This is a genomic window from Streptomyces hesseae, assembly GCF_031845785.1.
GTDB lineage: Bacteria > Actinomycetota > Actinomycetes > Streptomycetales > Streptomycetaceae > Streptomyces > Streptomyces hesseae.
Genome location: NZ_JAVRFI010000038.1, coordinates 20,334 through 43,892, shown reverse-complemented (window position 1 = coordinate 43,892; position 23,559 = coordinate 20,334). Strand labels below are relative to the sequence as shown.

General features: G+C 69.4%; 19 protein-coding genes. 3 read left to right on the top strand and 16 right to left on the bottom strand.

What is annotated here, in order from left to right; translation table 11 throughout:
- Positions 1–113: 113 nt before the first annotated feature.
- The 14 genes from RM609_RS32990 to hemA all read right to left on the bottom strand — a co-directional run bounded on the left by RM609_RS32990 (position 114) and on the right by hemA (position 16,330).
- Complete coding sequence (locus RM609_RS32990) at positions 114–899, bottom strand: 2OG-Fe dioxygenase family protein (protein ID WP_311616118.1); 786 nt, start codon at positions 897–899, stop codon at positions 114–116.
- A 306-nt stretch (positions 900–1,205) separates the two neighbouring features.
- Positions 1,206–2,354: an ABC transporter ATP-binding protein gene (locus RM609_RS32985; protein WP_311616116.1), complete on the bottom strand. Its 1,149-nt coding sequence runs from the start codon at positions 2,352–2,354 to the stop codon at positions 1,206–1,208.
- Positions 2,347–3,405 carry an ABC transporter ATP-binding protein gene (locus RM609_RS32980; RefSeq protein WP_311616114.1) on the bottom strand — a complete coding sequence of 353 codons (1,059 nt, stop codon included), beginning with the start codon at positions 3,403–3,405 and terminating at the stop codon, positions 2,347–2,349. Before RM609_RS32980 ends, RM609_RS32985 begins: the two co-directional genes overlap by 8 nt.
- 11 nt (positions 3,406–3,416) lie before the next feature.
- Positions 3,417–4,379: an ABC transporter permease gene (locus tag RM609_RS32975; RefSeq protein ID WP_311616113.1), complete on the bottom strand. Its 963-nt coding sequence runs from the start codon at positions 4,377–4,379 to the stop codon at positions 3,417–3,419.
- On the bottom strand, positions 4,372–5,298 hold the full coding sequence (locus tag RM609_RS32970) for an ABC transporter permease (RefSeq protein WP_311616111.1): 927 nt from the start codon (positions 5,296–5,298) through the stop codon (positions 4,372–4,374). The genes RM609_RS32975 and RM609_RS32970 overlap by 8 nt, the downstream gene beginning before the upstream one ends.
- A gap of 165 nt (positions 5,299–5,463) precedes the next feature.
- Positions 5,464–7,107: a peptide ABC transporter substrate-binding protein gene (locus RM609_RS32965; RefSeq protein WP_311616109.1), complete on the bottom strand. Its 1,644-nt coding sequence runs from the start codon at positions 7,105–7,107 to the stop codon at positions 5,464–5,466.
- Positions 7,108–7,454: 347 nt separating this feature from the next.
- On the bottom strand, positions 7,455–8,192 hold the full coding sequence (locus RM609_RS32960) for a hypothetical protein (RefSeq protein WP_311616107.1): 738 nt from the start codon (positions 8,190–8,192) through the stop codon (positions 7,455–7,457).
- A gap of 24 nt (positions 8,193–8,216) precedes the next feature.
- The gene (locus RM609_RS32955; protein WP_311616105.1) at positions 8,217–9,218 is read right to left on the bottom strand and encodes an NADP-dependent oxidoreductase; all 1,002 of its coding nucleotides are present in this window, start codon (positions 9,216–9,218) and stop codon (positions 8,217–8,219) included.
- Positions 9,219–9,228: 10 nt separating this feature from the next.
- Entirely contained in the window at positions 9,229–10,830 is a 1,602-nt protein-coding gene (locus RM609_RS32950; protein ID WP_311616103.1) for a peptide ABC transporter substrate-binding protein, read from the bottom strand.
- 57 nt (positions 10,831–10,887) lie between these two features.
- Complete coding sequence (locus RM609_RS32945; protein ID WP_311616100.1) at positions 10,888–12,111, bottom strand: MFS transporter; 1,224 nt, start codon at positions 12,109–12,111, stop codon at positions 10,888–10,890.
- A gap of 1 nt (position 12,112) precedes the next feature.
- Positions 12,113–13,342: an ATP-grasp domain-containing protein gene (locus RM609_RS32940; protein WP_311616099.1), complete on the bottom strand. Its 1,230-nt coding sequence runs from the start codon at positions 13,340–13,342 to the stop codon at positions 12,113–12,115.
- Positions 13,339–14,298 carry a 3-oxoacyl-ACP synthase III family protein gene (locus RM609_RS32935; RefSeq protein ID WP_311616097.1) on the bottom strand — a complete coding sequence of 320 codons (960 nt, stop codon included), beginning with the start codon at positions 14,296–14,298 and terminating at the stop codon, positions 13,339–13,341. The genes RM609_RS32940 and RM609_RS32935 overlap by 4 nt, the downstream gene beginning before the upstream one ends.
- A 3-nt stretch (positions 14,299–14,301) precedes the next feature.
- Positions 14,302–15,144, bottom strand: coding sequence for a TauD/TfdA dioxygenase family protein (locus RM609_RS32930; protein ID WP_311616096.1), 843 nt, complete (start codon positions 15,142–15,144; stop codon positions 14,302–14,304).
- A gap of 10 nt (positions 15,145–15,154) precedes the next feature.
- Positions 15,155–16,330: a 5-aminolevulinate synthase gene (hemA, locus tag RM609_RS32925; RefSeq protein WP_311616094.1), complete on the bottom strand. Its 1,176-nt coding sequence runs from the start codon at positions 16,328–16,330 to the stop codon at positions 15,155–15,157.
- 371 nt (positions 16,331–16,701) lie between these two features.
- Here hemA and RM609_RS32920 point away from each other — a divergent pair, with 371 nt between their 5' ends.
- Complete coding sequence (locus RM609_RS32920; protein WP_311616091.1) at positions 16,702–17,727, top strand: helix-turn-helix transcriptional regulator; 1,026 nt, start codon at positions 16,702–16,704, stop codon at positions 17,725–17,727.
- 61 nt (positions 17,728–17,788) lie between these two features.
- Here RM609_RS32920 and typA read toward each other — a convergent pair whose 3' ends face one another.
- Together typA and RM609_RS32910 are read right to left on the bottom strand one after the other, a co-directional pair.
- Complete coding sequence (gene typA / locus RM609_RS32915) at positions 17,789–19,696, bottom strand: translational GTPase TypA (RefSeq protein WP_311616089.1); 1,908 nt, start codon at positions 19,694–19,696, stop codon at positions 17,789–17,791.
- A 186-nt stretch (positions 19,697–19,882) separates the two neighbouring features.
- The gene (locus tag RM609_RS32910) at positions 19,883–22,045 is read right to left on the bottom strand and encodes an ABC transporter family substrate-binding protein (protein ID WP_311616087.1); all 2,163 of its coding nucleotides are present in this window, start codon (positions 22,043–22,045) and stop codon (positions 19,883–19,885) included.
- Between the two features lie 302 nt (positions 22,046–22,347).
- On the opposite strand from RM609_RS32910, the gene RM609_RS32905 reads away from it, so the two are divergent.
- Together RM609_RS32905 and sdhC are read left to right on the top strand one after the other, a co-directional pair.
- Complete coding sequence (locus tag RM609_RS32905) at positions 22,348–22,650, top strand: Rv0250c family protein (protein WP_311616086.1); 303 nt, start codon at positions 22,348–22,350, stop codon at positions 22,648–22,650.
- A gap of 51 nt (positions 22,651–22,701) precedes the next feature.
- Positions 22,702–23,553, top strand: coding sequence for a succinate dehydrogenase subunit SdhC (gene sdhC / locus RM609_RS32900; protein ID WP_438828594.1), 852 nt, complete (start codon positions 22,702–22,704; stop codon positions 23,551–23,553).
- The last annotated feature ends 6 nt before the right edge of the window (positions 23,554–23,559 follow it).

Below are 23,559 nucleotides of genomic sequence, written 5' to 3'. Positions count from 1 at the left end.
GTGTGTCGGGCGACGGCTCGATGTTCGGCATTGGCGCCATTTCGGGGGGGTTGGGGGGGGGGCCGTGGCGTGGTGGGGCCGTCGTGACCGGTCACGACGGCCCCACCGGCGGCTCACGGCTTGTGGCGGTAGGTGATCACCAGGACGTCCCGGACGGCGGGCCGGCCGCTGTCCAGCTGCTCGATGGGGCTGACGCCGTGGAAGACACGCTCGTCATTCACGATCGCCATGTCGAGCGGCTGGTCGAGGGTGAACTTCTCCAGCGGGTTCTTTTCGAGGTTGTAGATCGTGCTTTCGCCGTTGACCGTGTTGCTGCGCTTGGCCATCAGCATCATCACGAACGTCACACCGTCGCGGTGCACGCCCTCGGGGGTCGGCTTGCCGACCTCCCGCGCGTCGGCGCCGGTGCCGGTGACCTCGATACGGAACTGGTGGGCCTCGATGTGCCACGCCGAGTAGGGCGCGAGCCGGCCGAAGAGGTCGCCGCCGAGGGTCAGCAGGCCGGTCATGGTGGGGCCGTGCAGCACCGACTCCTGGATGGGCTCGTAGTGGCGCGCGACGCCACCGTTGAGCGTGTTGTAGTCGACGGTCTGATAGTGCGGCTGGTGGGCCTCGACCTGGAAGGAGCCGCCGCCACGGGGCGCGCTCAGTGTGGCGTGACGCCGCCGCCGATAGCGACCGCCGTCGGCCATATAGCCGTCCAGCGGCATGCCGTCCCAGCCGCTCTGGAAGTCCTGGAAATCCCGCAGGGCATTGTCGTCACGACGGTGGAGCAGTTCGCTCACACGCGCGCCCGGCATAAAGAAGTAGCTCTTGCTCGAAACGGCTTCACAAATTTCTTCGACACCGGCGGAGTAGGTCGGAATGGCCGAGTCCCCCGCGGTCTGTGCGCTGACCATGCTCGATAATTCCATCTCGTTGATCACTACAAGTACCCGAGAAAGCATGCGGGACTTGACCTGACATCGTCAAGATCAGTAAGAATTCAAAACAAGCCAGTTTTATAGCCGATGGCCGGAATCATTCGGTGGACATTCTGCGCGCAATCACCCTTGCCATTACTTTGTGTAGGTTACATAGAAAATGTGGGTTACATAGAAAATAAGGAAGGGCTGGGACGGACAGGCGCGCATACGAAAGCGCCCGGGCCGATCGGTGATCGATCGACCCGGGCGCTCGACAGCGAGCAGACGAACAGACAGCGGCTACGCCGCGCCCACCACGTCCTTCTCCTCCGCGAAGTGGCACGCCGACTCATGCGCCGCCGGCGTCGACTTGCCCGCGAAGACCTCCGGCACCGCCAGCAGCGGCACCTCCTCCGCGCACTTGTCCTGCGCCTTCCAGCAGCGCGTACGGAAGCGGCAGCCCGACGGCGGGTTGGCCGGGGACGGCACGTCGCCCGTCAGGATGATCCGCTCGCGGCGCTCGCGCGCCTCCGGGTCCGGGACCGGGACGGCGGAGAGCAGCGCCTGGGTGTAGGGGTGCGTCGGGTGGTCGTAGATCTCGGTGTCCGTGCCGATCTCCGCCATCTTGCCCAGGTACATCACGCCCACGCGGTCCGAGATGTGCCGGACGATGGACAGGTCGTGGGCGATGAAGAGGTAGGAGAGGTTGAACTCGTCCTGGAGCTTCTCCATCAGGTTGATGACCTGCGCCTGCACCGAGACGTCCAGCGCCGAGACGGGCTCGTCGCAGATGATGATCTCGGGGTTGAGGGCCAGGCCGCGCGCGATGCCGATGCGCTGGCGCTGGCCGCCCGAGAACTGGTGCGGATAGCGGTTGATGTACTCGGGGTTGAGGCCCACGACGTCCAGGAGCTCCTGGACCCGCTTGCGGCGGTCGCCCTTGGGGGCCACCTCGGGGTGGATCTCGAAGGGCTCCCCGATGATGTCGCCCACCGTCATACGCGGGTTGAGCGAGGTGTACGGGTCCTGGAAGACCATCTGGATGTTGCGGCGGACCGCCTTCAGCGCGCGCCCGGACAGCTTGGTGATGTCCTGGCCCTTGTAGAAGACCTCGCCGGAGGTGGCCGTCTCCAGTGTCATCAGCAGCTTGGCGACGGTGGACTTGCCACAGCCGGACTCGCCGACGATGCCGAGGGTCTCGCCCTGGTAGAGGTCGAAGGAGATCCCGTCGACGGCCTTGACCGCGCCGACCTGCTTCTTGAAGAGGATGCCCTGGGTCAGCGGGAAGTGCTTGACCAGGTTGCGCACCTGGAGGATCGGCTCACCGCGCTCGACGGGGGCGTCGAGGACGGCCTCCACCTCCTGGGTCGTGGACGCGTCGCTGACGTGCACCTCGGAGACGTTCGGGGTCGCGTCCGCGGCCTCGTCCTTCTTACCGGTCTCAGCCATGGATCGTCTCCTTCCAGAAGTGGCACGCGCTGCCGCGGCCGGCGAGCTCCGCGCCGTCCCGCTCGGTCACCTGGTGGAGGACCGGGACGTCCGTGCGGCAGGCGTCCTGCGCCATGGGGCAGCGCGGGTTGAACGCGCAACCGGCGGGGATGCGCAGCAGGTTGGGCGGCAGGCCCTTGATCGCGTAGAGCTCCTGGCCCTTCTGGTCCAGGCGCGGGATGGAGTCGAGCAGGCCCTTGGTGTACGGGTGGGCCGGGCGCTTGTAGAGCTCGTGGACCGGGGCGGTCTCGACGATCCGGCCCGCGTACATCACCGCGATCTTGTCGGCGACGTCGGCGACGACTCCCAGGTCATGGGTGATCAGGATCAGGCCCATGTTGAACTCCTGCTGGAGCTCCGCCAGCAGGTCCATCACCTGGGCCTGGACGGTGACGTCCAGGGCGGTGGTCGGCTCGTCGGCGATGATCAGGTCCGGCTCCAGGGCCAGCGCCATCGCGATCATGATGCGCTGACGCATACCGCCCGAGAACTGGTGGGGGTAGTCGTCGACGCGCTGCTTGGCGGCCGGGATGCGGACCCGGTCCATCAGCTCGATGGCCTTGGCCTTGGCCTCCTTCTTGGAAAGGCCCTGGTGCACCCGGTACATCTCGCCGAGCTGGTAGCCGACGCTGAGGACGGGGTTCAGCGAGGACAGGGCGTCCTGGAAGATCATGGCGATCTTCCGGCCGCGGATCTTCCGCCGCTCGTCGGCGGACATGGCGAGCATGTCCTGGCCGCGGAAGAGGATCTGGCCCTGCGGGATCTTACCGGGGGGCATGTCGAGGATGCCCATGATGGCCTGCGCGGTCACGGACTTGCCGGAACCGGACTCGCCGAGCACGGCGAGGGTCTCACCGGCGTCGACGGTGTAGTTGACGCCGTTGACGGCCTTGGCGACGCCCTCGCGGGTGTGGAACTCCACATGGAGGTCGCGCACTTCGAGCAGCGGGGTGCTCTTGTCGCCGTCGGTCCCCTGCTCGGGAACGTTCGCGGTCTTATCGGTCGTGGTCACGTACGCCTCCCTCAGCGCAGCTTGGGGTCGAGGGCGTCGCGCACCGCGTCGCCGAGCATGATGAACGCGAGCACGGTGACGCAGAGCATGCCGGCGGGGAAGAACATCACATGCGGGTTGTCCCGGATGGAGTCCTTGGCGTCCGAGATGTCGATGCCCCACGAGATCGTCGGCTCGGAGAGGCCGAGACCGAGGTAGGACAGCGTGGCCTCGGCCGCGATGTAGCCACCGAGGGCGATCGTGGCGACGACGATGACGGGCGCGATGGCGTTCGGCAGGATGTGCCGGAACATGATGCGCCCGGTGCCCGCGCCCAGCGCCCGGGCGGCGGTGACGTAGTCGGACTGCTTGGTGGTGATCACCGAACCGCGCATCACGCGGGCGATCTGGGTCCAGCCCAGGAAGGCCATGGCGGCGGCCACGACCCACACCTTCCGGTCGGAGAAGCTCACCAGGATGACCATCGAGCCGAGGAAGAAGGGGATGCCGAAGAAGATGTCGGTGACGCGGGAGAGCAGCGAGTCGACCCAGCCGCCGTAGTAGCCGGCGATCATGCCGACCAGGCCGCCGAGGAGCGTCACGGCGATGGTGACGAGCACACCGACGCTGATCGAGGCGCGGGCGCCGTAGACGACACGCGCGTAGATGCTGCGGCCCTGCTTGTCGTAGCCGAACCAGTCGGCCGAGAAGACGTCGCCGTACTCCGGCTTGGTGAGGAAGTGGTGCGTGAGGTCGCCGTTGCGCGGGTTGGTGCTGGTGAACAGCGACGGCCAGACGGCCATCACCAGCAGCATCACGATCAGCAGCGCGGAGATCACGAAGAACGGGTTGCGGCGCAGGTCGCGCCAGGCGTCGCTCCACAGGCTGCGGGGCTTGCCGGCGGCCGCGGGGGCGGTGACGAGGGCCGCGACGGCGGCTCCGTCCTCGGCGGTGCCGGACGCCGCCGTACCGGGGGTCTTGGTCACGTCAGGCATACCGGATCCTCGGGTCCAGGACCGCGTAGAGCAGGTCGACGATCAGGCTGGTGAACAGGAAGACGAGGACCAGGACGGTGACGATTCCGACGGTGGTCGTGCCCTCGCCCTGATTGACGGCCCGGTAGAGCTGCTGGCCGACGCCCTGGACGTTGAAGATGCCCTCGGTCACGATCGCGCCGCCCATGAGGGCGCCGATGTCGGTGCCGAGGAAGGTCACCACGGGGATCAGCGAGTTGCGCAGCAGGTGGACACCGACGATCCGGCGCCGGGGCAGGCCCTTGGCGAGCGCGGTGCGCATGTAGTCGGAGCGCAGGTTCTCGCTGATGGTGGTGCGGGTCAGCCGCGCCACGTACGCCAGCGACAGCGAGCCGAGCACGGCGCCCGGCAGGATCAGCTGGCTGATGTCCTCGGAATCCTTGACGTTGGGGGTGACCCAGCCGAGCTCGACTCCGAAGACGGTCTGGAAGATGTAGCCGAGGACGAAGACCGGGACCGAGATCACCAGCAGGGTGAAGAGCAGTACGGCGGTGTCCAGCGCCTTGCCGGCCTTGAGGCCCGCGAAGACGCCGAGGGTGATGCCGAGGACGACCTCGAAGACGAACGCGACGATCGCCAGCCGGATCGTGACCGGGAACGCCTCGCCCATCACATCGGAGACCTGCCGGCCGCCGAAGGTCTCACCGAACTGGCCCTGGACGAGATCGACCATGTAGTTCCAGTACTGGTGCCACAGCGGCAGGTCGAAGCCGTACTTGTGGCGCAGCGCCTCGACCTGGGCCGGGTCGGGCACCTTGTCGCCCCACAGCGCCCTGATGGGGTCGCCGGGGAGCCAGTGCACCATCAGGAAAATCAGTAGCGTGGTCCCGATGAAAACCGGGATCATCTGGAGCAGTCGCCGCGCGACGTAACGCCCCATCATGCCTCCAAGTCAGTCGCAGCCCGCGACGCCGGACAGCCTGACTTCCCTTGCGTGTGGGGGGAATTGCGGTGCCGGGGATGTGCGGGAGCGCCGGTGCCGCCGACGGGGCGGCGGCACCGGCCTTGCGGGTGTACGAGTACCTGGGCGTTGTCGCCCTTGGTGTTACTTCTGCTTGACCTGGATGGCCCAGAAGAGGGGCTCGCCGTCCTGGCCGTACTTGATCTTGTCGTACACCTTGGTGGACTGACCGGAGTTCACGGCGTAGTACCACAGCGGGATGACGGGAAGCTTCTTGGTGAGGACCTTCTCGGCGTCCTGGTAGAGCTTCACCGACTCGTCGAGGGAGTTGACGTTGTCCGCCTTGGCGGCGAGCTCGTCGAACTCCTTGTTCTCGTAACCGCCCTGGTTGCCGTCGGCCTTGGAGCCGTAGAGGTCACGCAGGAAGTTGGCGTTGACCGGGTAGTCGAGGTTCCAGCCCGATCGGTACAGCGACTTGACCTGCTTCTTCTCACGGACGTCGAGGTCCGCCTTGAAGTTGGGCTTGCTGTCGCCGACGCAGTCCACACCGGTGCTGGTGCGGATGCTGTTGCAGACCGCGTCGACCCACGGCTTGTGGTTCAGGTCGGCGTTGTACTGGATGAAGATCTTGTTGCCCGGAACGCCGCCGCCCTCCTTGATGAGCTGCTTGGCCTTCTCCGGGTTGAAGGTGCAGGCCTCGCCGCAGGAGTTGGCCTGGTAGCCCAGCACGCCCTTGGCGACGAAGCTGTTCGCCGGGACACGGGTGCCGTGGAGGGTGTTCTTGGTGATCGTCTCGCGGTCGACCGCCATCGACAGGCCCTGGACGACCTTGTTGTCGATGCTCTTGAACTGGTCGGAGTAGTACGCGATGGCGACGTCCTGGATCGCGGAGTACTCGACGGTGGCGGCGCGGTCGCCCAGGTCCTGCTTGTAGGTCGTGAGCGAGGTGTCCGGGATCTGCTCGATCCAGTCGAGGTTGTCCGAGCGGAGGTCGTTGTAGGCGGCGTCGGCGGTGGTGTAGTTCTTGAAGGTGATGCCGCCGTTCTTGGCCTTGTTCGGACCCGTGTAGCCGTCGAAGCGCTTCACGACGATCTTGTCGTTGTGCGCCCACGAGTCGAACTTGTAGGGGCCGTTGCCGACCGGCTTCTCACCGAAGCCCTTGGGGTCCTTGAAGAAGGCCGTGGGCAGCGGCGCCCAGACGATGTACCCCAGCTTGTAGTTGAAGTACGGGACCTTGTTCTTGAGCGAGACCGTGAACTCGTTGTCGTTGACGACCTTCAGGCCCGACATCTTGTCCGACTTGGGCTCCGCGCCCTTCTCCGCCGGGTGGACGTCGTCGAAGCCCTCGATGTCGCTGAACCAGTTCGAGTTGATCTGGTTGTTCTTGGTGTTGGCCGACCAGTTCCAGGAGTCCACGTAGGACTGCGCGGTCACGGTCTCGCCGTTGTGGAACTTCCAGCCCGGCTTGAGCTTGACCGTCCAGTGCTGGGCGTCCGAGGACGTCACCGACTCGGCGTTGACGTTCACGATCTTGGCAGTGCCCGATTCGTACGTCACCAGCGTCGAGAACAGGGTGTTCAGCACCCGGTGTCCCTGCTGCTCCTTGGCGTTCGCCGGCTGGAGCGCGTTCTGCGGCTCGCCCGTGTGAACGGTGATCGTCCCGTTCGGGTCGACCTTTCCGTCCGTCAGACCGCCACCGCTGTCGCTCTTGTCACCGCCACAGGCCGTCGCGGCCAGAGCCACGACTATCGCGCACGTGACCCACTTGGCGCTCCTGGCACCGCGCATGGGTTTGCCTCCTCAAGAGTCCACTTTTCGCTACAAGTGAGGCGCCGGTCCCCCGCTGACACCCCTGACAGCGAAAGACGGAACCGGCACCTCGAGTGTGCTCGTGAGTCGGCGCTCCCCACAGCGCGTGACCCATTGACCCGAGCTCAGTGAACCCAACTATTGAGTACGACCGCCCTTTAAACCACACTTACAGGGTCTCGCTTTGGTCACATCGATCTTCGCCGACACCGGTAAATCCGGACAAAGCAACTACAGACAGACACGCCTGAAACGGACTGTTAACACAACATCCGGACGTGGGGGACCGACTTCCGGACAACCTCTCCCGCCACGGCGGTCCGTCCTCAGTACGCGCCGTAGTCGCGCCCCGCGCGCATCCGGAACCATTCCGGCCCGACATACGCGTCGACGGTCCACTCCAGTTGCCCCGCCCCGAGGGCCTGCCGGGCAAGCAGCGGAAGCCGTCCGGCGATTCCCGGCCGGACGCCCATCAGCCGCGGCCCGTCCGGGGTGCTTCGGAAGACGCAGTGCGCCGGGCCGGTACGTAATCGAAGGACGTCGAGCGCGGCGAAGGCGGCGTCCGCGAGCCGGTCCTGCCGCTCCCCCCGCCGGGGGAGCAGTTCCACGTCGCCCGCCGGGTCCCAGAGGTCGGCGCCCGGGGGCCGCGGCGCCCACCAGATGTCGCAGATGTGGTGCCGGCCGTCCAGGCTGACCGTATTGACATGAAACGTACCCTCCACGGGCCCCTCCCCCGGCAGGGGCCCGGCGTCGCGGGCCGCGCTCAGCCCGGTGCCGTTGCCGGCCAGCCCGAGCCCCTCGGAGAGGAGGTCCGCGAGCCCCGCCCCGCTCGGGGCGCCGGTGAGCACGGCGACAGGGCGGTGCGCGGCGACGGCCCCGAGGAGTTCCTCGGGGCGTTCGGAGCAGACGAGCTCGGCGGCGGGGTCACCGTCGTCGGGCTCGTGCGGGGGCGCCTCGGGGCCGCGTACGAGCAGCAGCGCGTAGCCGCGCTCCCGGAGGAGCGGGCCGAGGTGACGGGCGGTGCCATACGCGTCGACGACGGCGACGACGGGATTCCGGGACATCTCGGCCTCCTCCTCCGACCGGGCCTATACCCCGGCGACCCTGACGATCATCTTTCCGGTGTTCTCCCCGCGCAGCATGCCGAGGAACGCGTCGACGACCCGGCCGAAGCCGTCGGCCACCGTCTCGTCCGGCACCAGCCGCCCGGAGCGGATGTGGGGTATCAGCGCCTCCTCCATCTCCTCCTGCACGTGGGGGTACTCACGGACCAGGAAGCCCTCCAGGCGGAGGCTCTTGCCGACCACCTCGTAGAGGTTGCGCGGCGCGGCCGGGGGGTGCTCGGGGTCGTTGTACGTGGAGACCGCGCCGCACCACACGATGCGGCCGTGGGGGCGGACGACGTCGATGGCGGCCTCCAGGTGGTCGCCGCCGACGTTCTCCAGGCAGGCATCCACGCCGTCGGGCGCGGCCTCGCGCAGGAGGCCGGCGACCGGCCCGTCGTGGTAGTCGAAGGCGGCGTCGAAGCCGAGGTCCTCGACGAGGTGGCGCACCTTGGCCGGCGACCCGGCGCTGCCGATCACGCGCCCGGCGCCCAGGATCCGGGCGAGCTGCCCGGCGGCGGTGCCGACGCCGCCCGCGGCGGCGGAGATGAACAGGGACTCGCCCTCCTGGAGCCGGGCGATCCGGGTGAGTGCCACATAGCCGCTGAGCCCGGTGCCGCCCAGCACGCTGAGGTAGGCGCTGAGGGGGACGCCCTCGGCCTGCCGGATCACCCGTGCCTCGTCGGCGGTGATCAGCGCGTGGGTGCGCCAGCCCTGCCGGTGGAAGACCAGGTCCCCGACGGCCAGCCGGGGATCCTCGGAGGCGAGGACCCGTCCGACGGAGCGGCCCTCCAGGGGGGCGTTCAGCTCCCAGACCCCGTTCATGCACTCGCGCATATAGGGGTCGACGGACAGATAGAGGTTCTCGACCAGGGCCTGGCCCGCCGCCGGGTCGGGCAGGGTGCCCGACGCGGTGGCGAAGTCGTCCGCCGTCGGCATCCCCTTGGGCGCGGCGACCTGGTGTACGGCGTGGAATGCGGTGGGCATGGCGGTGTCCTTACTTCTTCCGGGTGGTGGCGGCCGGGGTGACGTCGGCGAGGATGGGCTCCCCGCCCACGGGGTTGACGACGACGCCGCTGACCTTCGACGAGTGGAGCGTCGAGCCCTTGACGTACCAGACGGGCATGGCGGGCATGTCCTCGGCGACCAGGTCCTCGGCCTTCTGGTAGAAGGCGATGGCCTCGTCCTGGTTCGCCGCCCGGTTCCCCTGCGCGACGAGCTCGTCGAAGCGGGGGTCGGTCCAGCCGGTGACGGCGGTCGAACCGTTCTTGCCGTAGAGCGGGTTGAGGAAGTTCTCCATGCTCGGGTAGTCGGAGTTCCAGCCGCTGCGGAACATCCCGGTCATGCTATTGGTGTGGATCTTGTCCACGTACTGCGAGTAGGGCAGATCGGCCTTGACGACGTAGTCGATGCCCAGGTTCTTCTTGAGCTGCTCGCCGAGCGCGGCCATCCACACCTGGTGGTCGGCGCCGGAGTTGGTCCACAGCTCCAGCTTGCCGCCCTGCCAGCCGCCCGCCTCCGCCAGCAGCTTCCGCGCCCGCTCGGGGTCGTACACGCAGTAGCCGCAGGAGTTCCGGGCGCCGGGGAAGACCGGGGAGACGAAGCCCTGGGCGGGCACATGCGCGCCCTGGTAGAGGTCGTCGACGAGGGCCTTGCGGTCGACGGCCATGGACAGCGCCTGACGCACCCGCTTGTCCTTGAAGCGCGCGTCGTAGGTGGGGAAGGCGATCCGCTGGAGGGAGGCCATGGGGACTTCGATGAGGCCGTCCGCGTGCTTCTGGCGGGCGTCGCGCAGCTTGTCGCCGGGCAGCAGCTTGCGGATCACGTCGAGCTCGCCGCGCTCGAAGGCCGCGTAGCCGTCCGAGACGTTGTCCATCAGCTTGAACGTGATGCGCTTGGACTTGCCCTTGGGGCCCTTGTAGCCGTCGAAGCGGACGGTCCGGATGACCTTGTTGTGCTCCCACGACTCCATCCGGTAGGGGCCGTTGCCGATCGGTTTCTCGTCGCAGGCCTTGACGTCGGCCAGGCACGCCTTGGCAAGCGGGTGGAAGCCGATGTAGCCGAGCATGGTCCGAAAGCCGCTGTAGGGCTCGGAGAGGGTGACCGTGAACGTCCGGCGGTCGGTCTTCTTCAGGCCGGAGAGGCTCTTCGCCTTGCCCTGCTGGAGATCGGGGTAGCCCTGGATGCTGTGGAAGAAGTCGTTGTTGGCCTGCTGGTTGGGGCCGTAGGCGGTGTAGTTCCAGGCCCTGATGTAGGCGTCGGCGTCGACGGGCTCGCCGTTGTGGAAGGTCAGGCCCTTCTTGAGCTTGACGGTCCAGACCTTCTGGTCGGCGGACGGAGTGATGGATTCCGCCTGGACGTTGACCGGCTGGAGGGTCTTGGGGTCGTAGCGCACCAGCCCGCTGTAGAGCACCGAGTCGACGATGAGGCTCTCGCTCTGGTCGACGTTGCCGGGCATCAGATGGCCCGGCTCCTCGGCGAAGACGCGCAGCTCCCCGCCGCCGGGGCCGGTGGCGCCGGCGGGCGCGGTGGTGCTCACGAGGGCGCATGCGGTGGCCGCGCAGACGGCCAGTCTGGCGAGCGTGGATCTGGTCGACATCAGTAATCCCTGGCGATAGCGATGGAGTGGGGGGATGGAACAAATGGGGGGACGGGCTCAGCCCACGGCCACCCGGGGCCGGAAGCGCGCGGCCACCCAGACGCCGCACACCGCGAAGGCGAGCATGATCGCGGCCACCCCGGCATAGCCGGTGCCGAGCGAGATCTTCGCCGCCCGGCCCACGGCCGGCATCAGCAGTACGGAGCCCAGGCCGATGGCCAGCAGCCGCAGCGAGGCCATCTTGGCCTTGTCGCCCTCGCCCGCGTGCTGCTGAAGCGAAGCCAGCAGCCATACAAGGCTGTTGAGGTTGGCGAAGCCGCCCAGCAGGAAGGCCAGGAAGTGCACGGCCGGGGTCCCGCTGACGGACAGCAGCAGCGCGATCGCCGCCTGCGCCGCCAGCCAGAACGGCAGCAGCCGCTGTTTCGCGGTGCGGGAGGTGAAGAAGGAGGCGGTGACCATGCCCACGCCGAAGGTGGCCTCCAGCGCGGAGACGTACCAGCTCCTGCCCTCGTAGAAGCGGTCGACCAGCGGGACGACCAGGGTGCTCATGCTGTTGGCGAAGAGGAAGTCGGCGGCGCAGATCACCACCATGGCGAAGACGACGGCCTCGCCCTGGTAGCGGCGGAACATCTGCCCCCAGTCCCCCAGCATGCCCGTCAGCGCGGCACGCAGCAGGGCCGGGGACAGCGGCCGGGTGTTCTCCGCTTTCGCCGGCCGGACGCCCGAGGCCACCTTCGCGCACAGGGCGGAGGCGACCACGCTCACCAGCAGCGCCCTGGCGGGCGTGCCGAAGGCGAGGACGACGCCGAGCAGCGCCATCCCGATCACCACACCGACCTGGAAGGCCATGCCGGTGACGGCGTTGAACCGCACCACCAGGCCCCGGTCGATGTGGTGCGCCGTGAACTTGAAGAGCGCGGCGCGCTCGATGTTGTCGAAGACGGCCAGCAGGACGGCCGCCGCCATGATGAACGGCACCGGGTCGCCGACGGGCGCGGCGGCGAAGCCCGCGATGGCCAGTACGCAGACGGCCTTGCCGAGGGCCGCCGTCACATAGACCCGGGTGGAGCGCAGCGCGTCCACGACCGGCCCGCAGAAGGGCAGGACGCAGATCGCGCCGATCCCCTGCGAGGCCAGGACGGTGACGAACGCGCCGGTGCTGCCGGTGAGTTCGAAGAGGAGCTGGCCGAGCGCGAGGATGTTCAGGCCGAAGCCGAGGCTGGACATCAGGATCGCGCCGAGCATGCGGCGTGCTCTCGGGTCCTGCCAGACGGTTCTCATCTCATCCACCGGCCTTGGTGAGCCCACCGGCCTTTACGAGCCCACCGGCCTTGGCGGGCTCGACGCGGATCGACCGGGCGCACTCCCGCAGGAACGCCCCGAGCTCCTCCGGGTCGTCGTGGGAGGCCTCGATGAAGACGGGCACCAGCCACTCGTGGTACGTGACGTGGTCGGGCAGCGGCCGTTCGCGGTCGAGGACGTACAGCGCGTCCACGGCGGGGTGGTCCCGCAGCTCCGGGGGCACGTGGATGGTGTGGCCCGGGGCGGGGTCGAGGTGGTGGCCGGGGACGGCCAGCCAGCCGTGGTGGCGGCCGCTGGGCTCGGCGGGGGCCGGCCGTTCCAGGCCCAGCCGGATGGCGATCTCGTGGGAGGGCAGGTGCACCCCCGTGTGACGCAGGTGGGCGTCCACGACACCGGCGCCGCCCATGCGGTTGGCGACCTCCAGGAAGACGAGCTCGCCCTCCTCGGTCTCGAAGAGCTCCAGGTGGACGGTGCCGGCCTCGATCTCCAGCGCCTTGACCACGCGCTCGGCGAAGTCCCGGTAGCGGCCGTGGCGGTCGGGGACCTGGTGGGAGGCCAGCGGCGCGCCGCCCAGGTAGTCGACGGGCTTGTTGACGTACCGGCTGACCGCGAGCTCGACGAGCGTGCCGCCGCTCACCAGGCCGTCGGCGTGGAGGATCGCGCCGTCGATGTACTCCTCCAGCTGGAAGTCCGGCCGGTTGTCCAGCTTCCAGTAGGCGGTCAGCGCCTCACGAGCGGTGTCGTGGACGGTGACGCCCTCGCTGGAGGCCCCCTGCCGCGGCTTGATGACGGTCCGGCCCGTCCAGGGCAGGGCGTCACAGGGCGCGGGGGCGGCCTCGAAGCGGGGGTAGCGGATGCCGGAGTCGGCCAGGGCCCGCTTCATGCTGACCTTGTCGCGGACCCGTTCGAGGTGTTCCAGCGAGGGCCCGGTAAGGCCCAGGTGGCGGCGGATGTGCCAGGACTCCAGCATGCCGAACTCGGAGAGGGACAGCATCCCCTCATAGCCGTCGGCCCGGGAGACGCGGGCGGTGACGCCCGCCACCAGCTCCTCGCCGTCGGCGAGTTCGATCCGCCGGCAGCGCAGGTCCGCGGGGAGGTCCGCCATGCGGTCGGGGTGCCCGATGTAGGTGACCTCGTGCCGTTCGTGGTCGAGGCCGAGATGGTAGGAAATCTTGCGGTACGGGACCTGGTGGATAACCAGAATCTTCATGCGTGAAACTCCAAGGCCGTGATCCCCCAGCTGAAGCCCATGGCGCTGCTGGCCAGCAGCACCAGGTCGCCGCGCGCCAGCTTCTTGTCCGTGAGCAGGCCCTGGAGGGCGATCAGGGTGTCGGCTCCGCCCATGTGGCCCAGCCGGTGGTAGTTGAAGACGCTCTTCTCCCGCGGCAGGCCGATGGTCTCCAGCAGCCGCTCGTGCATGTCCTTGTCGCCGTGGTTGATCAGGAAGTAGGCGACGTCCGTCAGCTCCTTGCCCAGGGCCCCCAGGGTCTCCTCCACGAGCGCGCCGAAGTTCTCGACGTAGGCGTCGGCGAGGCCGGCGCGGTGCGGGGCCCGCCGGATGACGACCCGGTTGTCCCGGTGCTCGCCGTAGTAGTAGTCCGACCAGGAGGGGTCGGTGCGCATCGCCGAGTGGAGCAGGGAGAAGGACAGGTCGCCGCCGGAGAGGAGCACGGCGGCCGCCGCGTCCCCGAAGTTGAACAGCGCCTTCGAGCCGGGGTCGGTGTGGTCGACCATGCGGCTGAGCCGGTCCCCGATGAGCACCAGGGTGTATCCGGTCCGGCCCAGTTCGATGGCGTCGGTCGCGATCCGCAGCGCGGTCATGCCGGCGTTGCAGAAGTTGGCGACCTCGAAGGCGTGCGCCCCCTCGATGCCGAGCGCGTCGGCCACCCGGGCCGCCGGCGACCAGAACGGCTTGTCCCAGTCGCCGGAGCCCGCGTAGATGACCTGTCCGATGTCGGCGGGGCGGACGGCGGTGCGGGCCAGTACGGCCCGCGCCGCCTCGGCCGCGAGTTCCCACGCCTGCTCCCGCTCGCCGAGGACGGGAAAGCCCTCGCCGTGGGTGATCCGGCGGATGCCGTCCTCGGGCACGCCCGAGGAGGCGGACATCTCCCGTACGCTCAAGGAAGACGCGGGGAAGCGGACGTCGAAGTCGACTATGCCGCCCACGGCTCACTCACCCGCGTCGATGCTGACCCGGTGGACGGTCCGGGAGACGCCCGGCTCGACGGCGGTGGCCTGGTGGAAGGTCGTCCTGGTCTTCCACACCACGAGGTCCTTCGGGGTCCAGCGGTGGGTGTAGACGTGGTCCTCGTCGGCGAGCAGCTCGTCGACGAGCGAGAAGAACTCCTCGTTCTCGTTGTGGTCGAAGCCCGGCACCGAGTCCATGTACTCGCGGGAGCCGTAGAGGTACGGCCGCCCGGTGAACGGGTCGGTGGGCACCAGCGGGTGCTCCACCTTGGGGTGCTCGATGTCGATGAGCGCGCGGAACTCGGCGACCGACAGGCCGACGTGCTCGGGGCGGATCCGCAGCCGCTTGCCGACGGTGTGGACGCCGGTGCGCCCGGCGAGCTTGTCCTTCCACTCCTGCGGCAGCCGGTCGTAGAGGTCCAGCGCGCTGGCGTAGAGGGTGTGGCCGCTGGTCTGCGGCACGTTGACGCCGTGGAGCATCGTGTACGGCGCCGGGTCCGCGACGAAGGTGGAGTCCTGGTGCCAGAAGTTGCCGACGCGGGCGACGCCGAGCGGCTTCTCGTTCTTGACCTCGTTGGACGAGATCATGATCTCGGGGTACTCGGGGTGGCGGTACTTCTGGATGACGAACGGCACCGGCCGGCCGAGGCGCGCGGCCAGGGAGATCTGCTGCTCGGGGGTGATGTCCAGCTCGCGTACGACTACGAGCTCATGGCGGTGGAGCCGGTCCACGAGCTCCTGGAACACCTCGGGACGGGTCAGGTCCTCGTAGGTGACACCGGTGAACTCGGCGCCGATGAACGGGGTGATCTCACGGATCTTCACGGTGTCTCTCTCAGTCCTCTGCCAGGCACTGCTTCAGCGCGCCGACGAATCGATCGATCTGCTCATGGGTGCGGTAGGGCGGAGCGGTGACGCGGAAGCGCTCGCCACCCCGGGGCACCGAGGGGAAGTTGATGGGCTGGACGTAGATCCCGAACTCCGCGAAGAGGCGCTGGGAGATCCGCCGGACGCGGTCGCTGCCCGGGACCATCACGGGCACCAGGTGGCTCTCGGCGTCGATGAAGTCGATGTTCTCGGCCCGCAGCCGGGCCTTGAGGTACTCCGCGTTGGCCATCAGGTCGCGGCGCAGGTCATTGCCGGTCTGGACGAGCTCCAGGCCCCGGAGGGTGGCGTCCATGCTGGCCTTGGGCAGCGCGGTGGTGAAGATGAAGCCGGGGGCGGTGGAGCGTACATAGTCCATCGCGACGTCGGGGCCCACGACATAGCCGCCGACGGTGCCGATCGCCTTGCCGAACACGCCCTGGATGAAGGTGGCCCGGTGGTCGCCGAGCTGCTCGGAGAGCCCGGCGCCCGTGGCGCCCATGATGCCGATGGCGTGGGTCTCGTCGAGGAACGTCAGCGCGTTGTGGCGCTCGGCCAGGTCGAGGATTTCCGTCAGGGGCGAGCAGTCGCCGTCCATGGAGTACACGGACTCGAAGACGATCAGCTTCGGGCGGTCGGGGCCGTAGGCGGCGAGGGCCGTCTCCAGCGCCTCGACGTCGTTGTGGGGGAAGACGACCTTCTCGCAGCCGCTGCGGACGATGCCCTCGATCAGCGAGCGGTGGTTGAGGGCGTCCGAGAAGACGACCAGGTCCGGGACCGCCGCGATCAGGGTGCTCAGCGTCTCGAAGTTGGCCACATAGCCGCTGGAGAAGATGAGGGCGCGCTCCTTGCCGTGCCAGTCGGCCAGCCTGGCCTCCAGCTCGACATGGGTGGAGCTGGTGCCGGCGATGTTGCGCGAGCCGCCGTTGCCGGTGCCGTGGAGGGCGGTCGACTCGGACTGGATCTTGATGAGGTCCTGGTGCTGGCTCATACCGAGGTAGTCGTTGCTGCACCAGACCTGCACCCGGCGCCCGTGGTGGAGCGTCTGACCGGGGTCCTCGGCGAGATGGCCGCACGGAATGAATTCCCGGTAGAGGCCGTCGCTCTTCAGCTGGTCTATCTTCCGTCGATACACATCGAATACCACGCCGGATTCCATGGCGCGCACAGCCGTCGTCACTTCTTTGTCTCCGATTTCGTCAGCGGTTTACGGACCCGGGGATTCCGCCCGTCAGCCCCAGGCCGAATCGCCCGGAACTGCCGGGGTCGGCGCGGGTTGCGTGGCCTGAGCGACCTCTCCCGCCGCCACCGGTGCCGTGGCCCCGCCCGTCGGAGCCAGCGCGCCAAGTCCCACCGCAAGAGCGACCGTGAACGCGCCAATAAATTTCCGCAAAGAATTCGTGAGCCGCATGGCTCCCGTCCCCCTATTCACCGGCGGGGCGTGATCGCCCTCGCTTCGATAAATCGATCCTGCCCGAGGAACCGAATCGGAAGACAGCCGTCACTGGCATCATGATCATGCAATTGAGGAACCTGAAGGGGGAGCAGATGTGCACAAAGGGGAGTAATCCCGGTGTAGTCGACCTCGTCGAGGTGTGCCCGGCGGGCCTGGACGCCTACCGGCAGGCCCTGGAGGAGGGCGGGATCGAGGGCGAGGTGCCCGGATGTCTCACCACTCTGGGGCTGCTCAAACCCGTGCCCGGTGAGGTCGGCCGGTTTCTGCCCGTGGCCCCGGACGTCGTGGCGGCCGCGCTGGCCCGGCCCGTCGAACAGGCCCTCCTGGACCACCAGCAGGCCCTGGCCGCCATCCGGGCCTCGGTCGCCGCCGCGGAGGCCGTCCACCGCGCCGCGCGCCCCTGCGGGGACCGGTCCGTCCGGCTGCTCCAGGGGAAGGAGGCGATCAGCACCGCCCTGGAGCGGGCCGTGAGCGCCTGCCGCGAGGAGATGCTCACGGCCCAGCCCGGCGGCGGCCGGGCGCCGGAGCTGCTGGAGGAGGCGCTCCCCCGCGACCTGGGGCTCAGCGCACGCGGCGTACGGCAGCGGACGCTGTACCAGCACACCGTGCGCACCCACGGCCCGACCCTCGCCTACATCGAGCGGATGTCGGCGGCGGGCGCCGAACTGCGCACCCTCAACGAGGTCTTCGACCGGCTGATCGTCTGCGACCGGACGATCGCCTTCATCCCCGACCACCGCTACGAGCGGAGCGGCGCGGCCCTGGCCGTCGAGCACCCGGGGATCATCCGCTTCCTGGTCACCGCCTTCGAGAACGTCTGGGCCCGCGCCGAGCCCATCGTCTACACGCCCAGCCACCAGCGCCCGCAGCTGCTCACCAACGAGACCCGCCGGACGGTCCTGAGCCTGATGGTCAGCGGTTACACCGACGACGCCATCGCCGGCCGCCTGGGCCTGAGCACCCGCACGGTGGCCACCCACATCAAGAAGACCGCCGAGGCCCTGGGCAGCCGCAGCAGGGCGCAGCTCGCCTATCTCGTGGCGCGCTCGGGGCTGCTGGAGGAGGACGAGCCGCCGGTGTCCGGATAGGCCGACGGCCCGGTCCCCCGCGGTGTGCGGGGGCCGGGCCGTCGGTGGGAGACGAGGATCGTCAGCCGTTCTTGGCGCGCGAGGCCGTGCGGCCGCGCTCCTTCTGGTCCAGGACGACCTTGCGGATGCGGACCGCCTCCGGGGTCACCTCGACGCACTCGTCGTCGCGGCAGAACTCCAGGGACTGCTCCAGCGACAGCTTGCGCGGCGGGACGATCGCCTCGAAGGAGTCGGCGGAGGAGGAGCGCATGTTGGTGAGCTTCTTCTCCTTGGTGATGTTGACGTCCATGTCGTCGGCGCGGGAGTTCTCGCCGACGATCATGCCCTCGTAGACCTCGGTGCCCGGGTCGGTGAAGAGCACGCCGCGCTCCTGGAGGTTCGTCATCGCGAAGGCGGTGACGGCACCGGCGCGGTCGGCGACCAGGGAACCGTTGTTACGGGTCTGGAGGTTGCCGAACCACGGCTCGTGGCCCTCGTGGATGGAGTGGGCGATACCGGTGCCGCGGGTGTTCGTCAGGAACTCCGTACGGAAGCCGATCAGGCCGCGGGACGGGACGACGAACTCCATGCGGACCCAGCCGGAGCCGTGGTTGGACATGTTGTCCATGCGGCCCTTGCGGACACCCATCAGCTGGGTGACGGCGCCCATGTGCTCCTCGGGCACGTCGATCGTCATGCGCTCGACGGGCTCGTAGGTCTTGCCGTCGACCTCCTTGGTGACGACCTGCGGCTTGCCGATCGTCATCTCGAAGCCCTCGCGGCGCATCTGCTCGACCAGGATGGCCAGCGCCAGCTCACCGCGGCCCTGCACCTCCCAGGCGTCGGGGCGCTCGGTGTCCAGGACGCGCAGCGAGACGTTACCGATCAGCTCGCGGTCCAGACGGTCCTTGACCTGGCGGGCGGTGACCTTGCGGTCCTTGACGGCCGCCTTGGCGTCCGCGCCCTTGCCGGTGCCGCCACGGCCGACCAGCGGGGAGGTGTTGGTGCCGATGGTCATGGAGATCGCCGGCTCGTCGACCGTGATCAGGGGCAGCGCGACCGGGTTCTCCGGGTCGGCCAGGGTCTCACCGATCATGATCTCGGGGATACCGGCGACGGCGCAGATGTCACCGGGGCCCGCCACCTCGGCCGGCTTGCGGGTGAGCGCCTCGGTCATCATCAGCTCGGTGATGCGGACGTTCTGCACCGAGCCGTCGCGCTTGATCCAGGCCACGGTCTGGCCCTTGCGCAGCTCGCCCTGCTCCACGCGGAGCAGCGCGATGCGGCCGAGGAAGTTGTCGGCGTCGAGGTTGGTGACGTGCGCCTGGAGGGGGGCCTCCTCCTCGAACGTCGGGGCCGGGACGTGCGCCAGGATGGTGGAGAAGAACGGCTCCAGGCTGTCGCTGTCGGCGGGGACGGTGCCGTCCTCCGGCTTGGTCAGCGAGGCGATGCCGTCACGGCCGCAGGCGTAGACGATCGGGAACTCGATCTGGTCCTCGTCGGCGTCCAGGTCGAGGAAGAGGTCGTACGTCTCGTTGACGACCTCGTCGATCCGGGAGTCCGGGCGGTCCGTCTTGTTGATGCACAGGATGACGGGCTTCCGCTGCTGGAGCGCCTTGCGGAGCACGAAGCGGGTCTGGGGCAGCGGGCCCTCGGAGGCGTCGACGAGCAGGACGACCGCGTCGACCATCGACAGACCGCGCTCGACCTCGCCACCGAAGTCGGCGTGGCCGGGGGTGTCGATGATGTTGATCGTGATCGGGGCCCCGCCGTCCTTGGGGTGATACTTCACCGCCGTGTTCTTGGCGAGGATCGTGATGCCCTTCTCACGCTCCAGGTCGTTCGAGTCCATGACGCGGTCGTCGACGGACTCGAGCTGGTGGGCGGCGAAGGCGCCGGCCTGCTTGAGCATGGCGTCGACGATGGTCGTCTTGCCGTGGTCGACGTGGGCGACGATGGCGACGTTACGAATGTCGTGGCGCGTGGGCATACTGGCGGCGCTTCTCCCGGAATCGTGGATGGCGGCGCGTACGGTCCGGTACGCGTGCCTTGCCGGGCAGATCACGCCACGGCCTCACTCCATGGTACGGGGCGCCGCCGCGATTGGCTTTCCGGGACCATGGTCATCCCACCTGACCTGCAATTTTATATGCCGCAGACAGGGGTCCGGGGGCCTTTACCGCTCGAAGCCGATGTCCTGGTAGCGCGGACTGGCCAGTCCGAAGGCGCCGGCGTTCACCACGGTTCTGCGGGCCCCCACCAGCTCCGGCCGCTGGTACAGCGGGAGCGCCGCCGCCACCGCCCAGATCCGCGCGTCCACCCGGCCCACCAGATCGCGTGCCGCGTCCGCGTCGAGTTCCGTCGAGGCCTCCTCGAAGAGGCGGTCGATCTGGTCGGTGCCGACGCGGGTGTAGTTCTGCTCGACGACCAGGGAGCCGTCGGCCGCGGGCTGGGGCTTGGCGAAGATGGGGCGGGCCTCGGTGGCCGGGAAGGGGCCGGTGGGCCAGCCGTAGAGGGCCAGGTCGAAGTCGCCGGAGGCGATGTGGTCCTTGAAGAAGCCGCCGTCGTCGACGGCGACGAGCTCCGTGCGGACCCCGATGGCGTCGAGCTGGCGGGCGATCCGCTCGCCCACGGCCCGCAGCGGCTCGGCGCCGCTGCCCTTGGGGAGGAGGAGGCGCAGGACGAGCTTCTTGCCGTCCTTGAAGCGGGCGGGGGCGTCCCCGGCCTTGCCCCCGTTGTCGTACGCGGTGTCATGACCGGCCTTGCCGTCGGCGACGGCGTCCGCGTTGCTCTGGTCGTCACCGCCGTCGCCGTCGTCATCGTCCCCGTCGTCGCCCTTCCCGTTGCCCAGGCCGGACACGCCACCGCCGCCGTCGGCCTTCTTCGCGGGGCCGGCGCCGTGCCCCTCCTTCCAGCCCGCGTCGGTGAGGAGGGCCATGGCGGCGTGGGGGTCGACGGAGCCGACGGCGTCGCTGTTGTCCTCGTAGCCCGGCTGCCCGGGCACCAGGAGGTGGCTGCCGGGCGGCACGGCGGGCAGGCCCAGCGGGGTCAGGACGTATTCGGCGAGGGCCTTGCGGTCGACGGCCCGGGCGATGGCGCGGCGGACGCGCTCGTCCGCGAGCGGCCCGGAGGCGGCGTTGAGGGCGAGCTGGGTGTAGGCGGGCTCCAGGGACTTGCGGACGACCAGGCCGCGCAGGGCGGTCACATCGGCGGCGGCGGGCTTGTTCGCCCCGTCCAGCCGGGAGCCGTCGGGGCGGGCCCGGCCGCCCGGCGCGGAGGGGCTGCCGACGACGGAGGGGTGGCCCGCCGGCGGGGTCACGGGGGTGCGGCTCCCGGTGAGCCCCGGTGACCGGCCGTCCTTGTCGGACTTCTCCTTCGGCGCGGCGGTGACCTTCATGATGCGTTCGGCGGCGGCCGGGGTGAGCTCGGCGAGGTCGGCCTTGCCGCTCGCCAGCGCCTCCACGCGCTGCTCGCGCGGCACGGCCCGGAACACCAGCTTCTCCAGCCGGGCCCGGTCGCCCCACCAGCGGGGGTTGCGGGCGAGGGTGAGGGTGCCCTGCTTGTCGTCCCGGGCCGCGATCTGGAAGGGGCCCGCGGCCTGGGGCGCCTCCTTGCGGAGGGAGTCGTTGAAGCCGGCGCCGCCGGCCATGACCGACTTCGGGTAGAGGGGGGTGAAGAGCGCGGGCCAGTCGGCGAGGCTCTTGGCGAAGGTGACCTTGACCTCGCGGTCGTTGGCCCCGCGCTCGACGCGGTCGATGCGGTCGTAGCCGGCGTTGTGGGCCGCCCAGAAGGCGCTGTCCTTGCCGCGCAGGGCCTTCCACTGGGCCTCGAAGTCGGCGGCGGTGATCGCGTTGCCGTCGCCCCAGACGGCCTTGGGGTTGAGCTTGTAGACGACGACCTGCCGGGGGCGGCGCTGGGTGACGGCGGCGGAGACCAGATAGTCCGGGTCCCGCTGCGGGCGGCCCCGCTCGTCGAGGGTGAAGAGGGTGGGCAGCACCGCCCCGGCGACCCGCTGGGTGGCCGCGTCCGCGTCGGCCTGGAAGGCGTTGTAGGTGGCGGGCAGCGCGTCGACGGCCCAGGTCAGGGTGGACCGGTCGGCGACCTTGGCGCGGGGGACGGTCGCGATGTCCCGGGGGGCGGGCGGGCCCTCGGCGTCGTCCTCCTCGCCACCGCCGCCGGAGCAGCCCGCGAGCAGCGGCAGGGGCAGCAGCACGGCGGCCACGAGCAGGACGGCCCCCCTGCGCGGACGGCGGGGACGACGCGCACGGCGGGGGCGGTCGGCGTCACCGGCCCCGGGCGGGGGCGACGGCGGGGACGACATGGGCGCCACGCGTGGCATGGGTGCTCCCTCCGCCGGACCGGTCCGGGATCGTTCGCGGCCGGCGCGGTGGCGCCGCGCCGGGGCGTCTGCTGCCGCCCACTGAAAGCGACGGCCCGTTCGAAGCCGTGCCGACACGTCGCCGCCCCGGCCGAGGCCACCCACCCGGCCGAACGATTCGGCAGCCAAAGGGGGTCGGGGTGAACGCGTTCCGCCATTGGCGCGATCGCGGCGGCTATCTTCCCCTCAAGGGGTGTGACGCGCGACACTCTCTGTCGCATGACCGGGCGCCACCCGCCATCACCGAAGCGGAAGGCCACATCATGTCCGTCAACGATGACTTGAACGCGATCCAGCGCAGCCTGGACGAGCTGGGCCGCACGGTGGACCGGCTGGAGCGGCAGCTGGGCAAGGGCGGGCTGGAGGTGCGCCGGCTGCGCACCCACTCGGAGCATCTGCGTGACGATCTGGCCCTGCTGCGGGACAGCGCGGGGCGGCCCGGGCGGCAGCAGCCGGCCCAGCAGATCCAGCAGATGGTGCAGGTCCCCGACGCCCCGTACGACGCGTCGCTGTGGCGGGACGCGGACGAGGAGGGGCTCGGCTCCCGGGTCCGGCGCGCGCCCTAGCGGCTCCCGCACAGCGGAGAGTCCACCGTCCACTCCTGACCGGAGTCCCCCTTGGCCACTGGTATCGACCCCGAAACCACCACCACCGCCGCCGCGGGCCGGGCGCCCGCGCGCGGCGGCGTCCACCACTCCTCGCGCGCGGCGATCCCGGCTCCCCATCTGCGCGCCGACCGCTGGTGGCTGTCGCCCGCCGTCACGGCCGCCGGGCTGCTCGCCTTCGTCGTGTACTCCACCTGGCGCGCCTTCGCGGGCGCCGACTACTACGCGGCCCCCTATGTCTCGCCGTTCTACTCCCCCTGTCTCGCGGACAACTGCGTGCCGATGAAGGGCGGGGCGGACTGGGGGGTCGTCGGCTCGTGGTGGCAGCTGTCACCCGCCCTGCTGGTGCTGATCTTCCCGCTGGGCTTCCGGCTGACCTGCTACTACTACCGCAAGGCGTACTACCGGGGGTTCTGGGCCTCTCCCCCGGCCTGCGCGGTGCCCGAGCCGCACAAGAAGTACTCCGGCGAGACGCGCTTCCCGCTGATCCTCCAGAACGTCCACCGCTACTTCTTCTACTTCGCGGTGATCGTCGCGGGAATCCTCACCTATGACGCGATCCTGGGCTTCCGCGACGCGGACGGCGCCTGGGGCCATATGGGCCTCGGCACGCTCGTCCTGCTCGCCAACATCGGGCTGATCTGGGCGTACACCCTGTCCTGCCACTCCTGCCGGCACATCGTCGGCGGCCGGCTGCGCAACTTCTCCAAGCACCCCGTGCGCTACCGCATGTGGGGCTGGGTGAGCGCGCTCAACGCCCGCCACATGCAGCTGGCCTGGGCGTCCCTGGTGAGCGTGGCGGTGGCGGACCTCTACGTCTATCTGGTCGCGAGCGGCGCCTTCAGCGACCCGCGCTTCTTCTGAGCGCGC